Source organism: Muriventricola aceti (assembly GCF_025567565.1).
Taxonomy (GTDB): Bacteria; Bacillota; Clostridia; order Oscillospirales; family Oscillospiraceae; genus Lawsonibacter; species Lawsonibacter aceti.
In genome coordinates this window covers 41,999-58,106 of sequence record NZ_JAOQKF010000009.1, presented here as the reverse complement: position 1 = coordinate 58,106, position 16,108 = coordinate 41,999, and the positions used below count along the sequence as shown (strand labels likewise).

Here is a 16,108-nt window from a genome sequence, read left to right as displayed (position 1 = left end):
GCGCGGAGCTCTGGAATTTCCAATCAGTGCTTAGGGCTTTTCCCGGCAGGGGTCTTTTTCCCCCTGGTGGGAGCCTTTTTTTCTTTGGCTGGCGCTTTTTTGCCTTTGACAGGGGCCGCCTTCTCAGCCTTTGCCCCCTCCTCTTTGTCTGCCTTGGACCTGCGTGCCGGATTTTTCCGCACACAGCGGTAAATGACCGCCGACATGGGAGGCAGGTCGATAACCAGGGACTGCTGCTGGTCATGGCAGGGGACCTTCTCAGTTTTAAGCGGTTCCTTGTCCCCCAGTCCCTGGCCGCCGAACTGCTGGTCGTCGGTGTTGAGGACCACGGCCCACCGCCCGCCGAAGGGGGCGCCTACCCGATAGCCGTCCCGGTGCTCCGGGGAGAAGTTGCACACCACAATCAAAGGGTTGCCCTTTTTGTCCCACCGGAGGAAGGAAATGGTGTCGGCTTGATTATCATCGGCACATAGCCACTGGAAGCCCTGCCAGGAGTCGTCCTGCTCCCACAGGGGGGGCTGGGAGAGGTAGAAGTTGTTGGCCGTTTTGAAAAATGCCTGGGTCTGGCGGTGGGGCTCGTACTGGAGCAGGTGCCAGTCCAGGGAGTACTCGTAGTGCCACTCGTTCCACTGAGCCAGCTCTGCCCCCATGAAGGTAAGCTTTTTCCCCGGATGGGTCAGCATATAGGTATAGAAGGCCCGGACTCCGGCGAATTTCATGGGGTTGTCCCCCGGCATCTTGCCAAAGAAGGAGCCCTTCATATGGACCACCTCGTCGTGGGACAGGGGGAGGATGTAATTCTCAGAAAAGGCGTACATCAGGGAGAAGGTGATATCCCGGTGATTGTACTGCCGGAAATAGGGGTCCAGCTTGATGTAATGGCAGATGTCGTTCATCCAGCCCATGTTCCACTTGAAGTTGAACCCCAGACCCCCGTCATGGACGGGCTTGGTCACCTTGGGCCAGGCGGTGGATTCCTCGGCGATCATCAGCACATCGGGATGGGCGGCAAAGACGGCGGTGTTCAGCTGCTGGAAAAACTCGATGGCCTCCAGGTTCTCCTTGCCGCCGTGGATGTTGGGCATCCAGGCCCCGTCCTGTCGGCCGTAGTCCAGATAGAGCATGGAGGACACCGCGTCTACCCGCAGGCCGTCCATGTGGTACTCCTCCAGCCAGAACATGGCCGAGGAGAACAGGAAGGAGCGGACCTCGTTTCGCCCATAGTCAAAGACCTGGGTGCCCCAGTCCGGGTGCTCCCCCTTCCTGGGGTCGGCATACTCATAGGTGGGGGTGCCGTCAAAGTGATATAGCCCAAAGGCATCCCGTGGGAAGTGGGCCGGGACCCAGTCCATGATGACCCCGATACCCGCCTGGTGGAGTTGGTCAATGAGATACTTGAGATCGTCAGGGGTGCCGAAGCGGCTGGTAGCGGCAAAGTATCCGGTGCATTGATAGCCCCAGGAGGCATCCAGGGGGTGCTCGGTGACCGGCAGGAGCTCCACATGGGTGAACCCCATCTCCTTTACATAGGGTACCAGATAGGAGGCGATATCCCGATAGCTGAGGAACTCCCCCTCGCCGGTGCGCCGCCAGGAGCCCAGGTGACATTCATAAATATTCATCGGGCCGGTATAGGGGACATATTTGGACCGATACTCCAGCCAGGACTGGTCGCCCCACTGGTAGGCGTTCTCCCACAGATCATAGATTTTGGTAGACACATCGGGCCGGGTAGCGGCGTGGAAGCCGTAAGGATCGGCTTTGCCCACGAAGGAGCCGTCCTCTTTATGTATGGCATACTGATAGGCGTCATAGCGGTGCAGCCCTGGGACAAACGCCTCCCAGATGCCGCCCTCCAGCTTAGTCATGGGGGTGGCTTCCAGGTCCCAGCCGTTGAAGTCGCCGATGATGGTGACCTTAGGGGCGTTGGGGGCCCACACCCGGAACAGATAGCCCTCTCTGCCGGCCTCATCCTCCGCCGGGTGGGCGCCGAAACACCGCCACGCATGGGTGGAACGTCCCTCTGAAAATGCCTCCAATTCCAAAAACAAGTCAAAAGAAGACAAACTTCCCTGATATTTCAACATTTTTTCACCTCAAAAATAAGTGCTTCTGCCGCCTATCGGCCAAAGTAACAATATTAAACGGATAGTTTGATAGTATATTTATATAAATTATACAACAGCGGTAGTGCCACGTCAAGTAAAATAGAGGTAAAGCCTCCCATTTTCTTTCAATATTCTCGCCGCTATGTAGGGTCGGGCAAATAAGCCCGGCCTGGTTCAGCGCGCCATGAGCAACTGCCGTAGCAGCTGGCCAAAGATGCCAGGGACAGTAAGCCTGTCCACCTGTTGCGCGGAGACGATGGGAATGGTGTCCCGCAGCTCCCCGCCCACATAGACCTCCATCTGCCCCAGAGTCTGACCCTGGTCCACAGGGGCTTCCACGTCCTGAGCCACGGTCAGCTGGGTGGTCACCTGGCTCTCCTCCCCCTTGCGGACCAGCAGGCGGCAGTCACGATTGAGTTGCGGCTGGACCTGCTTCACTGTACCCAGGAGCACATCTACCGGAGCCAGGGGGGCGTCCGGGTACACATCCACCAGGGCATAGTTGGCAAAGCCATAGTCCAGCAGGGCCTTGGCGTCGTCAAAGCGCTGGGCGGTGGTGGGGGCCTTCATGACCACGGCGATGAGCTCCATGCCATCCCGCTCCGCGGTAGCGGACATACAGTACAACGCTGAGTCGGTGGAGCCGGTCTTCAGGCCGGTGGCTCCCTGGTAAAAGCGGATGAGGCGGTTGGTGTTGGTCAGGCCGAAGGCGCCGTTTCGGATGGAGTCCATCCAGATGGTGGTGTACTCCCGGATGGAGGGATGGTTCAGAATGAGCTCCCGAGACATGAGAGCGATATCATGGGCGGAGGTCTGATGTCCCTGGGCGGGCAGCCCGGTGCAGTTGAGGAAGGTAGTGTCCGCCATCCCCAGCTCCTGGGCCCGCTGGTTCATCAGGGAAACAAAGGCCCCCTCACTGCCGGCCAGATGCTCGGCCAGAGCCACAGCACAGTCGTTGCCGGACACAACGGTGACACATTTGATCATCTCGGCCACCGACATCTGCTCCCCTTCCTTTAGATAGACTTGGGAGCCGCCCATTCCAGCGGCATAGGCGGAAACGGTGACGGTGTCGTCCAGGGCAATCCTGCCGCTGTCTACCGCCTCCATCACCAGCAGAAGGGTCATGATCTTGGTGACACTGGCGGGCTCCAGCTTCTGGTGGGCATCTTGCTCATAGAGGATGGTCCCGGTCTCCTTCTCCATCAGGATGGCCGAGGGGCAGGACAGGGATAGTCCCGCATCCTCCCCCACAGCAGCCGCGGGAAACAGGCCGGCGAGCAGCAGGACAGCCAGAAAAATCGTGGACAAGCGTTTCATAAAAGGTTCCTCCTGATCCTTCATTTGTCGGTAAGGTCAGGATATGGAGAGAGAAACTTTTCTATACAGAGAGAAACTGCGGTATTTTTTTCTGGCTGTTCACTTATTACCATAGCGCATAGAGACGGCAAGATGTGTCGAAGGCGGGCGAAAGGAGCCTAGAATGGTAAATTTTGGATTTTATTGCCTCTGCCACTTGTCCACACGCTTCTGCGGATCAAAATTTTTCTCCCCCATTTGCATTTTCGCTCACATTCGATATAATACTGATGAGAAAGAGGGAGGGACGCCCCATGTTTGGAAAAAAGAAAGAAACCCAACCCAAGGCCCCCACAGGGGACAGTCTTGGCATTTACATCCACATCCCTTTTTGCCGCAGCAGATGTGACTACTGCGACTTCTACTCTGTGGCCGGTCGAGAGGACCGGATGGACAGCTATCAGAAGGCACTGCTGGCCCACATCAAAGAGACAGCTCCCCTGGCCCAGGGGATCCCGGTGGACACGGTCTATTTCGGCGGCGGTACCCCCAGCTTCTTTGGGGATAAGCGGCTGCGGGAACTGCTGGGAGCCATTCAAAAGCAGTTCCAGCTTACCCAGGACGCGGAAATCACTTTGGAGGCCAATCCGGACAGCGTGGATGTCCGGGCCCTGCGCCGCCTCCGCAAGGCAGGCTTCAACCGACTTTCCTTAGGGATGCAGTCCGCCTGCCCCGCGGAGCTGGAATCGGTCCACCGCCCCCATACCGTCCAGCAGGTAGACCAGGCGGTGGCCGCGGCTAGGAAAGCTAAATTTAAAAACCTGTCCTTGGACCTGATCTACGGATTGCCGGGCCAGACCATGGACAGCTGGAAGGCCACAGTGGAACACGCCCTGTCCCTCATTCCCCAGCACCTGTCCTGCTATGGGCTGAAGGTGGAGGAGGGCACGCGGCTGGCCGCCCGGGTGGCGGCGGGGGAGCAGCTGCCCGACGACGACGCCCAGGCGGACCTGTACCTGTGGACCGTGGGCCGCCTGGAGCGGGCCGGTCTGCCCCAATATGAGATCTCCAATTTTGCCAAGCCCGGTATGGAGTCCCGGCACAACCTGCGCTACTGGCTCACCCGGCCCTATATCGGATTTGGGCCCGGGGCCCACTCCGACTTCGGCGGACGGCGCTACTCCTTTGTCCGGGACCTGGACGGATATATTGATGGTGTGCTCCGCGGGGGCAGCCTCATCGACAGCGAGGAGCTGATTCCCCGCCGGGAGCGGAGCGGGGAGTATCTGATGCTCCGCCTGCGTACCGCCCAGGGCATCGAGGAGTGGGAATACCGGGGAACCTATTTTATGGATTTCGCCCCCCTGGAGGCCCGGTTGGAGCAGTTTTGTGATAAGGGCTGGGCGGAGCGGACGGCGGAGGGCCGCTGGCGGTTGACACCCCAGGGCTTTCTGCTGTCTAACCAGCTCATCGGTGATTTGTTGGAGCGGCAGGAGCAGTCCGAACTGTCTGACCTGCTGCCTCGGGCCCGACAGCAGTTTACCAAGCGAAAGGGGGAGTAAGGACCCAAGTTCGTCAAAAACAGACCGTTTTTTTTGCGCCATCAGACAGCCCAAAGGCCATTTTATGAGACCGCTCTGTATTTTTTTACAATTCGAGGCCGGCTATGTAAAATCTGTTGCTACTCGGATATAATAGTGCTATAATATATTTGTTTTATAGCGCCCTGGTGAAGATACAGGGCTTTTTTTGACTTACATATGGCCGTTTTGGCCGTATAATCCATAAATTCCACCATTTGGAGCAAAAGAGGGTGCAATATTTGACCAAGTATCAGATCCGTGGCGGAAGGCCCCTGCACGGTACTATCGAAATCAGCGGCGCCAAAAATGCCGCTGTGGCTATCATCCCCGCCGCTCTGCTGGTAGATGGGGTGTGCCGCATTGAGAATATCCCTCAAATCAGCGATGTGACCCTGATCCTCCAGATCCTGCGGGAGCTGGGGGCGGATATAAAGACTGTCAACCGCACGACTGTGGATGTGGACTGCTCCCACATCCGCAACCGTCAGGTCCCCTATGAGCTGGCGCGGAAGATCCGGGCCAGCTATTATCTGGTCGGGGCTCTCCTGGGCCGCTTTGGCTGGGCGGAGGTACCTCTGCCCGGCGGCTGCGATCTGGGCGGCCGTCCCATTGATCAGCACATCAAAGGCTTTGTCTCCATGGGGGCCGAGGTGGACGTGCGCAACGGCCTGATCTACGCCCAGGTGCCCGGCGGCGGCCGTCTGGCTGGGGGACAGGTGTACCTAGATATGGTGTCCGTGGGCGCGACCATGAATATTATGCTGGCTGCGGTCCTTTCCGCCGGCATGACTGTGATTGAGAACGCCGCAAAGGAGCCCCATATTGTAGACCTGGCCAACTTTCTCAACTCCATGGGCGCCGACATCATGGGCGCCGGTACTGATGTCATCAAGATCCGGGGTGTGGAGCGGCTGCGGGGTGGCTCCTATTCCATCATTCCCGACCAAATTGAGGCGGGCACCTATATGGCCGCAGTAGCTGCCGCTGGGGGCGAGGTTTTGATCAAAAACGTCATCCCCAAGCACCTGGACTGCATCACCGCCAAGCTGGTGGAGATGGGGGTAGAGGTGGAGGAGCAGGACGACGCGCTGCTCATCCGCCGGAATGGCCCCATCAGCCGGGTCAATGTGAAGACCATGCCCTATCCTGGCTTTCCCACTGACATGCAGCCTCAAATCGCCGCAGTCCTGTGCCTGGCACGGGGGACCAGCGTTTTGACAGAAGGAGTATGGGAAAACCGCTACCGCTATGTGGATGAGTTCCGCCGCATGGGCGCCCAGATCCAGGTGGATGGAAAAGTAGCCGTTATTGAAGGGGTGGAGGCACTGACCGGGGCGCCGGTCCATGCCTGCGACCTGCGGGCGGGGGCCGCCATGGTCATTGCCGGACTGGCCGCACAGGGGGTCACGGAGATCGACAGCATCCATCATATCGAGCGGGGCTATGAAACTCTTGTGGAGAAACTGGCCGCTGTGGGCGCCGAGATCCAGACCGTCACCGTGCCTGACGAGGAGAGCCAGCCACAGGTAGGATAAGCAGCACCGCATCAGGAATTAGGAGTTAGAAATCAGGAACCGGTCTATGGTCCCATTCCTGATTCCTCATTTCTAATTCCTGATTTTTTGAGAGGGATCTGATTTGCTTACATTTACAACACTGGCCAGCGGCTCCAGCGGCAACGCCGCCCTGGTATCCTGTGGAAATACCCATGTACTGCTGGACGCCGGGATATCGGCCAAGCGCATCACCGCCGGGCTAAAGTCATTGGGCATAGCGCCCGAAGCTCTGGCCGCCGTCCTGATCACCCATGAGCACCACGACCACATCAGCGGGCTCCAGGTGCTGACCAAGCGGTTCCGGCTCCCCGTTGTCGCCTCCGGCCCCACCGGACGGCAGCTTTGCTACCGTGTCCCATTCATGGACGACCTGATCCGACAGCAGGAGCCTGGAACCGGCATCCAGCTAGGGGATCTGTGGATAGAGTCCTTCCCCACGCCCCATGACGCGGCGGGCAGCGTAGGATACTCTATCACCGGCGGCGGCCATCGGGTGGTACTCTGCACCGACCTTGGCTATGTCACCGACCAGGTGAAACAGGCCGTCCGGGGCTGCGATCTGTTAGTGTGCGAGGCCAATCACGACGAGGACTGGGTCCGCTCAGGCCCGTATCCTTACCACTTGAAGGCCCGCATCCTGGGGGACCGGGGCCATCTGTCCAACGAGGCGGGGGCGGAACTGGCCGCTCTGGCCGTGGAGTCTGGCACCCGGCAGGTGGCGTTGGCCCACTTGTCCGCCGAGAATAACACTCCCTCCCGAGCCCGGCAGACGGTCTGCCGCCGCCTGTCCGCCATGGGCTGTGACCCGGAGCGGGACATCGCCCTGTGGGTGGCCCCCCGGAGCGAAATGGGGCCGGTGTGCCAGATGAACCGGGAGGAGGCTGTCCTGTGCTGAGTATATATCTAGTCTGTGTAGGCAGGCTGAAGGAGAGGTTCTACCAGGATGCCTGCGCTGAGTACTTAAAGCGGCTGTCCCCATACTGCAAGCTGACTTTATTGGAGCTGCCGGAGGAGCGACTGCCACAGACCCCATCCCAGGGGCAGATCGATGCCGCCTTGGAGAAGGAGGGACAGGCCATCCGCTCCAAGCTCCCCCCCAACACCAGCCTCGTCTGCCTGTGTGTGGAGGGCAGGCTTCGGTCCAGCGAGGAACTGGCCTCCCTGGTCCAAACCTGGGAGCACAACAGCGCCAAGCATCTGGCCTTTGTCATCGGAGGGTCCTTTGGGCTGGCGGAGAGCCTGAAGGCGGAGGCTTGGGTGCGCCTGTCCATGTCCCCCATGACCTTTCCCCACCATTTGGCACGGGTTATGGTGCTGGAGCAGCTCTACCGGGCCTTTAAAATCAATGAGGGTTCCAACTATCATAAATAAAATAAATAAAAGAGAGGGAGGCGTTGCCGTTGGGCAGCGCCTCCCTCTTTCTTAATATTTGAATCGAATCTCTGAAGCCACTGTGCCGCTTCCCCCAGTGTCAAGCCGGAGGCCTTGTCCGCGGCCGTGGGACCGCCGATCAAATACCGGCGCTTCATGGCGGCTATGGCAGCCTGAGCTGCTGACCCACATAGATACGGTGGGGATTGGAGAGGATGTCCCGATTCCGGTCATAGATCTCCTGCCAGCGGCGGCCGTCCCCCAACTGCCGCGCGGCGATGCTCCACAGGCAGTCCCCTTTCTGCACCGTATAAGTCCGGTCCTGGGGCTGTGTTCCTGTCACTGGCTCTGGTTCCGACACATCGGACAAGATGGTAATGCGGTCCTGTCCGGCGGGGTCCTGATAGGCCGCGCCTACCAGCCCGTCCAGCGCCTCTGCCACATAGCCGATAAGGGCTTGGTTGTCCAGCATGGTACAGTCCTTCAGCAGTCGGTCGTCCTGGAACATGGAAAAGCCGTCTCCTCCAGACTTGATCATATAGTTGTGGGAGGCCACAGTATATACCTGGTCCAGCACCAGGGGCTGGCCGCCCACCTTTACGTCGGATACCCGGTAGGGCCCCTCCACCCGCTGAAATATACCCTTGTCTGACAGAACCACCGAGGAGGGAGTGGAGGGATCCAGGGTATAGGTCAGGCCGGACACCTGAAGGAAGCCGCCGCTGCTTTCCGGATAGCGGCTGGCCCCCAGCTCCAGGGCATCCAGGATGTCCTGCCCGGTGGTCTCGACCAGGCACAGCTCGTTCCCATAGGGCTGGACGGAGATTAGCGACCCATAGGTGATATCGCCAGCCGCGACATTGGCCCGGATGCCGCCCCCGTTAGCAAAGCCTATATCGGCGCCCATCATCGTCCGGTAGGCGTCGGCCACCAGGTCCCCCAGATTGGTTTCCCGGACACGGACAGCCCAGTTCCACTGGTCAGCCTCGGTGGCCATCAGATCCGCGGCCGCAGTGCCGACCACCCGATTCAGCTGGACCTGGAACTGGCTGCTCAACTGGTCCAGATAGATCTGTGTCTCCTGGTCTGCCGGGACGCCCTCCCCCTCCAAGGGCAGAAGCTGGGTGGAGATCTCCCCAGTATCTGGGTCCAGGATCAGACAGCCCAGGCTGGCCAGCTTTGTTCCGGTCTGAGTCAGAGGGATAAGCTGGCCGTCCCTGTTGGCCGCCTGCTGCTGGTATACCTCGTGGGAGTGCCCGTCGATGACCGCGTCGATACCAGTGGTGCTGGCGATCAGGGCGGCGGAGGTCCACTCCTCAGTAATACCCTCTATGCCCAAGTGGGCCAGCAGGATCACATAGTCCGCTCCGCCGGCGGTCCGCAGGGAATCCACGGTCTGCTGGATATCCTCATAGAGCGCCAGGCCGCCGTCCCCTTCTGAAAATGTGTAGACATAGTTTCCCTCTCCGTCCTGAAAGTGGGTGGGATCGGATTTGGTCAGGGTCTCCGGTGTGGTGACTCCAACGAAGGCGATGCTTGTATCCCCACATCTGGCCATATAAGCTCCGGGCAGCACAGTGGTCCATCCGGCGTACGCATCTCTTCCCTTCCAATTTTCCGACAGGTAGAGGTACTCCGCCTGATTTTGCGCCAGGTCCAGAAACACGTCCATGCCATAGTCAAACTCATGGTTGCCTGGGATGGCCAGATCATAGCCCACGAAGTTCATCATGTCCACTACACTAGCCCCCTGGGTCAGTGTGGCGATGGGGCCGCCCTGAATGGCATCGCCAGCATCCACCAGAAACACCCGGTCGGCGCCGTACTCCGCCTCAAACCGCTTCTTATAGCCGGCCACCGCGGGGTAGTGGTCCAGGCTGGCATGGACATCGTTGGTATGGAGGATTACAATGGGTCCCTCCTTGTCAGGCCCAGCCGCCAGGGAAGTGACGACCAGCCCCAGCAGCAGAACGGCAAGCAGACAAAACCGGCAAAGCTTCTTCATAGGATGCTCCTTTCTCTTATCATATCCCCGTCAGGTCAAAGGGCGGGGTGTATTCTTCCTTAGCCGAGGTTCGCTCCTGGGTAAAGCCCGCCAGACCTAGATTTTCCATATATTCCAGAGCTGCCCGCATCTCGCTGGTCCGTAGCCGGCGGCTGATCTCTGGATAGCGTTCCAGATCTCCCCAGGGAGTATACTGGCTCATCAACGAGAAAAGCACCGTCCCCGGCGCAAATTCCGCAGATATCCAGTCCATAACCGCCTTGGCTTCGCCCACCTGACCGGGCAGGATGAGGTGGCGGATAATCGTCCCACTTTTCAGCAGGCCATCCCCGTCAAATTGACAGGGACCCGTCTGCCTTACCATCTCCCGGAGGGCAGCGACAGCTGCTTCGGGATAGTCCGGCGCCCCGGAATACCGGGCGGCCACTCCGCTGTCCAAATATTTCAGATCGGGCAGGTAGATGTCTACCAACCCCTCTAGGGAACGGAGTGTATCCACCCGATCATACCCTCCGGAGTTCCAAACCACGGGAATGGGCGGCCGCCAGTTTTCCAGCAGCTCTCGCAGCGTATGGGCGTAGTGGGTGGGGTTGACAAAGTTCAAATTGTGTGCCCCCTGGTCCGCCAACTCCTGACAGATGTCCCGCAGGCGGGCTATCGTCACCGGCTTTCCGAAATCCTGATGGCTGATTTTCTCATTTTGGCAGAACACACAGCCCAGGGAGCAGCCGGAGAAAAAGATGGTCCCCGATCCTCTGGTGCCGGAGATTGGGGGCTCCTCCCAGTGGTGGAGAGCCGCCCGAGCCAAAACCGGCAGAGCAGGCATCCGACACAGTCCGTCTCCCCGTGTGTCTGTACGGAGCGCCCCGCAGCTCCGGGGGCATTGGGTGCAGAGCATAGAACACCTTCTTTCTCAAAATCAAGGGTTGAGCTTCCGCCCAAATTCAAAACCGGCCCAACTGGTCAGCCACGACCTGGGCAAAGCTTTGAAACGCATTGGGTATGGCGTAGATATCCCGCAGTTCCCGCCGGTCGGCCCAAACCCAGCCTTCCGGCAGATTGGCGCTGCCCAGCTCCCCACCCATGGCGGTCATATGCCACTCGATGTGGGTAAAGATGTGCTTTCCAGCGCCCAGCCGCTCCAACGGCACCGTATCCAGGCCCCAGGAGGCTGGCCAGTCCGTGCCGTCCGCCAGCTCGTTGGGATATTCCCACAATCCGGCCAACAGTCCTCTTGGCCCTCGGCGGCGAAGGGCCACCCGGCCCTGGCAGAACAGGAGATAGACAGTCCGTACCTCCACCTTCCGTGCCTTCTTTGCGGCTTTGACGGGCAGCTCCCCTGTCCTCCCCTCCTGAAAAGCACGACAGAAGGGGGCGGCGGGGCACCGCTCGCACAGTGGCGCGCCGTTGGGCAGACAGACCGTGGCCCCCAGCTCCATCATGGCCTGGTTAAAATCTCCCGGTGCCTCCAGAGGAATGATTTGGGCCAGCGCCTGTGTCACCTTCCTCTTCATGGCGGGCGTGGTAATGTCGCTGCTATCTCCACAAACGCGGGCTGCCACCCGCAGTACGTTGCCGTCCACCGCGGGTACAGGCAGGTGAAAGGCAATGGATGAGATGGCTCCTGCCGTATAATCCCCAACTCCGGACAGGGCCCGGATCTCCTCATAAGTATTTGGGAATACCCCGCCATGAGTCTCCATGATCTGGCGGGCGGCCTTTTGTAAATTTCTGGCCCGGCTATAATAGCCCAGTCCCTGCCACAGCTTCATCAGCTGATCCTCCGGCATGGCGGCCAGGTCGGCCACAGCAGGGGCGGCCTCCAAAAAACGGCGATAGTAGTCCAATACCGCGGCCACCCTGGTCTGCTGGAGCATAATCTCTGAGATCCAGACCCCGTAGGGTGTGGGATCACTTCGCCAGGGCAGGACCCTGGCGTTTTCCCGGTACCACACCAGCAGCGGGATAACAAGCTGTTCCAATTCCTTCAAAGCAGACCTCCTGGCGCAAGATTTCTCCCCCTGATTATACTCCGGTTTTTGGATGCGGGCAACGGGAGAAATTATAACCTTTTCGTAATGTTGAGTATAACGGATTTGGGGATGGCAATTTCCAGGGCCCAGTGGTAAATTAATTGCAGGACAAGGGTTAAAAATTTAACGATATTCGGTGGCCGCTCTTCCGAATGTCGGGAAAGTCCTTTCGTCCTAACATTCCTTTTTCATCCATCCTTCCAGATCAAACCACAGAGGGACGCCTGTATGGGCGTCCCTCTGTGGTTTGATTGTTCATTTCTGGGCAGTCAATTGGTCCAGAGCGGCAGCGGTCTCCAGGACCAGGTCGTTGCAGAAGTCCTTGCGGTCCTGGCTGTCTGGATCAGAAAATCCGCTGATCAGCACACCGCAGGCGGTGTCCCCGCGGCGCTTCTGAAATTGTTGGATAAACGCTGCGGCCTCCTCCTCGCTAAATCCCATGGCACCCAGCACCAGCAGGGCGCCGGATAGGGCCCCGCAGGTGCCGCCGTGGCGCATTCCCTTCCCAAGGTGGGCCCCCAGGGCATAGGCCTGCTCCTCAGTCATGCCCAGCTCCTTACAGAAGGGAACCAGGATAGACTGACCGCAGTTGTAGTGGGGCTCCACAATGGCCCGCACCTCTTTCACTCGCTCTATGTGGCTCATTTCTATCTCCCTTTCTCTTTTATTTGATCTTATCCAGTACCATCTGGTCATACCGCAGATACTGGTATCCGCTCTTCTCATATAACCGGATAGCCCCCTGGTTGATCTGGGTCACCTCCAGGCGGAAACGCCGGGCAGCGGGGTATTCCCGCTCCAGCCAGGCCATAATCTCCCTGCCTAACCCCTGTCCCCGGAAGGGGGCGGCTAAAAATATCTCCTCGATAAAAACGCACCTGCCCCCCACCTCGGCGGAGTAGCACTGGGTCACATAAATATATCCTGCCGGCTCCTGGCCCTGGTACACCAGGATTCCCCGGAGCAGGGGTTCGCCGGGGTCCACAGCGGCCTGGAAGGACCGCTCCAGGATCTCCCGTTCCACGGGGTGATCCACCGCGTCCGATTGATAGAAGGTCTCCACCATGGGCAGGACCAGGTCCCGGTCCTGTATGGTCATGTTACGAAAAGTCAGCATAGTATCTCTCCTAGTTGAAAATATCAGGGGTAGCGGCAAAGAGTTGCCGCACCCGCTCCAGCACAGGCCGGTCCTCCGGAGCAGACAGCTCCGGGTCCTCCTCCAGCAGCTGCTTCGCCGCCTCCTGGGCCAGATTCAGCAGCCTCATATCCCCAGCCAGGTCAGCAATCTTCATCTGGGGCAGGCCATGCTGCCGGTTGCCGAAGAAGTCGCCCGGCCCCCTGGCCTTCAGGTCTTCCTCCGCGATCTTAAACCCATCTGTGGTGGAGGCCAGCGTCCGCAGCCGGGCCATGGACTCCGGATTACGGGTAGCGGTGATGAGGACGCAGTAGGACTGGTGCCTGCCGCGGCCCACCCGGCCCCGCAGCTGGTGGAGCTGACTGAGGCCGAAGCGGTCAGCATTCTCCACAATGATGAGAGAGGCGTTGGGCACGTCCACCCCCACCTCGACTACGGTGGTGGATACCAGCACCTGGGTATCTCCTCGGTGGAAGGCGGCCATCACGGCCTCCTTTTCCCGGGACTTCATCCTGCCGTGAAGGAAGTCCACCTTCAGATTGGGGAACACCTGCTCCTGGAGCTGGACAGCGTAGGTCTTTACCGCCTTCAGGTCCATGGGCGGCGAGGCTCCCTCACGGGCGGCGAGGGCCAGTTCCTCTTCAGATCGCTCCTCTACCGCCGGACAGATGATATAGACCTGCCGGCCTTCCTGGACTTGCTTGCGGACAAATCCATACATCCGCTGGCGCTTATCCTCACGAACCACAAAGGTCTCCACCGGAGTCCGTCCTGGCGGCAACTGGTCAATAACAGATATGTCCAGATCCCCATATACGATCAGAGCGAGGGTACGGGGAATGGGTGTGGCGGACATGACCAGCACATGGGGGGGCCTGTCCCCTTTGGCTGCCAGCGCAGCTCTCTGAGCGACGCCGAACCGATGCTGCTCGTCAGCCACCATCAGCGCCAGGTCCCGAAACTCCACCCCGTCCGAGATCAGGGCGTGGGTACCCACCACAAAGTCGATGTCACCAGAAGCCAGTGCTGTCCGGACCCGTTTTTTCTCCGCCGCCCCCATGGAGCCGGTGAGCAGAGCCACTTGGACTCCGGCCGGGGAGAGCAGGCTGGACAGGAATCTGGCGTGCTGCTCGGCCAGTACCTCTGTGGGGGCCATCAGGGCGGCCTGGTGACCATTTTTCACTGTCAGCCAGGCCGCATAGGCGGCCACCACTGTCTTCCCGGAGCCCACATCCCCCTGGACCAGCCGGTTCATAGGGCGGCCCGCGGCCATGTCGGCGGCCATTTCTTCCATCACCCGGCGCTGGGCCTGGGTGAGTTCAAAGGGGAGCAGGGCCCGAAACTCCTCCAAAGGGCGGGGCAGGATGGAGCAGCCGGAACACTCCCCCTCCCGTCGCCCCTTCAGGAAAGACAGCCCCACGGAGAAATAAAACAGTTCCTCAAAGGTGAGCCGTTTCCGGGCCAGCTCCAGGGCCTCCTCGTCAGCGGGGAAATGGATATTCTGGACAGCAAATTGGGTGGAGGCCAGCCCCTGCTCCTGGCGGATGCGCTGGGGCAGGGTATCCGCCAGGCTGTCGGCGCACGGGAGGACCTGCCGTATCAGGGAGGCCATCAGGTGATTGGAGATCCCCGCAGTCAGCCGGTAGATGGGCATGATGCGGCCGGTAAAGGACTGGCTGTCCGCCCGCTCGAAGATGGGATTGACCATGGCGCGGCGGCGGCCCTGCTCCTCGACAGTGCCGAAGAAGATATATTCTTCCCCGGCCCGGAGGGCTTTCTCTACATATCCCTGGTTAAAGAAGGTGAGGTGAAGGGCTCCGGTGTGGTCCACCACCTTCAGCTGGACCAGCTCCAGCCCCTGGCGGATGCGGGCCTTCCGCGGGTGCTCCGCCGCCATGGCGGCCACACATACCCGCTGTCCCACAGGGGCCTCCCGCAGAGTATATATCTTCCTCCGATCCTCATAGTCCCTGGGATAGTAGGTCAACAGGTCGGCGGCCTGGGCCAGCCCCAGCTTGGCCAGCTTTTTCGCCCGCGCCTCTCCCACGCCGGCTAACTGGGTAATGGGTGTATCCGGACCGACGGCCATCTCTGTCCCCCCTTTTCCGGAATATTCTAACAAATTATTTTATCATAGAACACGATGGGAGTAAAGGCGAAGAATGTCTTTTGTCCCGTCTTGCGGCGGGGGACAGAGTGTGGTATGATGAATGTAATTCTTCTAAAATCGTTTTATCTTCCCTCTAAGGAGAGAATACTATGTCTGAATATATCCTAAACCTCCTTCCGGTTACAGAGGCAGAAAAGGCGGAGTTTGAGGCCATCGCACCAGATGCCGTTCATGTCTATGCTGGCCGAAGGACGCTCACCTCGGAGCAGATTGCCCAGGCCACCGTCATCCTGGGCTGGCCCAGGCCCAAGGACATAAAGGGGGCGGCCCGCCTCAAATGGTTCCAGACCATGTGGGCCGGCACCGACGAGTACGAGGGGGAGGGCATCCTGCCCTCCGGAGTCATCTTCACCTCCTCCAGCGGCTCCAACCGCCAGTCGGTGGCCGAGCATATCCTTTCCTTCACCCTGGCCCTCTGCCGCCGCCTGCCCACCTACCGGGACGCCCAGAGGGACCACCGCTGGGAGGACCACGGGGCCATGAAGGCCATCTTTGGCGCCACTGTCCTGGTGGTAGGGGCCGGAAACATCGGCGCTACCTATGCCGAGATGTGCCGGGGGCTGGGGGCCCATACCATCGGCTTAAAGCGTACAGTGAACGGCCCCATTGCCGGATTTGATGAGGTATTTTCCATCGACCGCTTGGACGACCTGCTGCCCCAGGCGGACGTGGTGGTGCTGGTCCTGCCCCACAGCGCCCAGACTGTCGGGCTTATGGATGAGGGCCGCCTGTCCCTGATGAAGGAGGACGCTATTCTCATCAGCAGCGGGCGGGGCTCTGTGCTGGACCAGGAGGCCCTGGCTCGGACCATGAAGGGAGGCAGGCTATGGGGTGCTGCCCTGGACGTG

Annotated in this window: 13 protein-coding genes; 5 read left to right on the top strand and 8 right to left on the bottom strand. The window is 59.8% G+C overall.

Annotated features, from left to right (window positions below):
- Nucleotides 1-23: 23 nt before the first annotated feature.
- Both glgB and OCV64_RS10755 read right to left on the bottom strand, forming a co-directional pair.
- Entirely contained in the window at nt 24-2,087 is a 2,064-nt protein-coding gene (gene glgB, locus OCV64_RS10760) for a 1,4-alpha-glucan branching protein GlgB (protein WP_262669984.1), read from the bottom strand.
- Nucleotides 2,088-2,282: 195 nt separating this feature from the next.
- Complete coding sequence (locus OCV64_RS10755; protein ID WP_186852857.1) at nt 2,283-3,428, bottom strand: D-alanyl-D-alanine carboxypeptidase family protein; 1,146 nt, start codon at nt 3,426-3,428, stop codon at nt 2,283-2,285.
- 293 nt (nt 3,429-3,721) lie between these two features.
- Between OCV64_RS10755 and hemW the strand changes: the two genes are divergently transcribed.
- From hemW to rlmH, 4 genes are all read left to right on the top strand, one after another.
- Nucleotides 3,722-4,969, top strand: a complete 1,248-nt coding sequence (hemW, locus tag OCV64_RS10750) for a radical SAM family heme chaperone HemW (protein WP_262669983.1) — start codon at nt 3,722-3,724, stop codon at nt 4,967-4,969.
- Nucleotides 4,970-5,229: 260 nt separating this feature from the next.
- On the top strand, nt 5,230-6,525 hold the full coding sequence (locus OCV64_RS10745) for a UDP-N-acetylglucosamine 1-carboxyvinyltransferase (RefSeq protein WP_147572364.1): 1,296 nt from the start codon (nt 5,230-5,232) through the stop codon (nt 6,523-6,525).
- Between the two features lie 103 nt (nt 6,526-6,628).
- The gene (locus tag OCV64_RS10740; RefSeq protein WP_262669981.1) at nt 6,629-7,441 is read left to right on the top strand and encodes an MBL fold metallo-hydrolase; all 813 of its coding nucleotides are present in this window, start codon (nt 6,629-6,631) and stop codon (nt 7,439-7,441) included.
- The gene (gene rlmH / locus OCV64_RS10735; protein ID WP_262669980.1) at nt 7,435-7,917 is read left to right on the top strand and encodes a 23S rRNA (pseudouridine(1915)-N(3))-methyltransferase RlmH; all 483 of its coding nucleotides are present in this window, start codon (nt 7,435-7,437) and stop codon (nt 7,915-7,917) included. Before OCV64_RS10740 ends, rlmH begins: the two co-directional genes overlap by 7 nt.
- 163 nt (nt 7,918-8,080) lie before the next feature.
- Here rlmH and OCV64_RS10730 read toward each other — a convergent pair whose 3' ends face one another.
- The 6 genes from OCV64_RS10730 to recG all read right to left on the bottom strand — a co-directional run bounded on the left by OCV64_RS10730 (nt 8,081) and on the right by recG (nt 15,179).
- Nucleotides 8,081-9,922: a 5'-nucleotidase C-terminal domain-containing protein gene (locus OCV64_RS10730; protein ID WP_262669979.1), complete on the bottom strand. Its 1,842-nt coding sequence runs from the start codon at nt 9,920-9,922 to the stop codon at nt 8,081-8,083.
- Nucleotides 9,923-9,941: 19 nt separating this feature from the next.
- Nucleotides 9,942-10,820 (bottom strand): 4Fe-4S cluster-binding domain-containing protein, encoded by an 879-nt coding sequence (locus OCV64_RS10725; protein WP_262669978.1) that lies wholly within the window; start codon nt 10,818-10,820, stop codon nt 9,942-9,944.
- 46 nt (nt 10,821-10,866) lie between these two features.
- Nucleotides 10,867-11,913: an A/G-specific adenine glycosylase gene (mutY, locus tag OCV64_RS10720; protein ID WP_262669977.1), complete on the bottom strand. Its 1,047-nt coding sequence runs from the start codon at nt 11,911-11,913 to the stop codon at nt 10,867-10,869.
- Between the two features lie 297 nt (nt 11,914-12,210).
- The gene (locus OCV64_RS10715) at nt 12,211-12,600 is read right to left on the bottom strand and encodes a C-GCAxxG-C-C family protein (protein WP_240286535.1); all 390 of its coding nucleotides are present in this window, start codon (nt 12,598-12,600) and stop codon (nt 12,211-12,213) included.
- 19 nt (nt 12,601-12,619) lie between these two features.
- Nucleotides 12,620-13,072 carry a GNAT family N-acetyltransferase gene (locus OCV64_RS10710; protein WP_240286537.1) on the bottom strand — a complete coding sequence of 151 codons (453 nt, stop codon included), beginning with the start codon at nt 13,070-13,072 and terminating at the stop codon, nt 12,620-12,622.
- A gap of 10 nt (nt 13,073-13,082) precedes the next feature.
- Nucleotides 13,083-15,179: an ATP-dependent DNA helicase RecG gene (gene recG / locus OCV64_RS10705; RefSeq protein WP_262669976.1), complete on the bottom strand. Its 2,097-nt coding sequence runs from the start codon at nt 15,177-15,179 to the stop codon at nt 13,083-13,085.
- Between the two features lie 170 nt (nt 15,180-15,349).
- Here recG and OCV64_RS10700 point away from each other — a divergent pair.
- Nucleotides 15,350-16,108: D-2-hydroxyacid dehydrogenase (locus OCV64_RS10700; RefSeq protein ID WP_262669975.1), on the top strand; the 759-nt coding region annotated here is incomplete at its 3' end.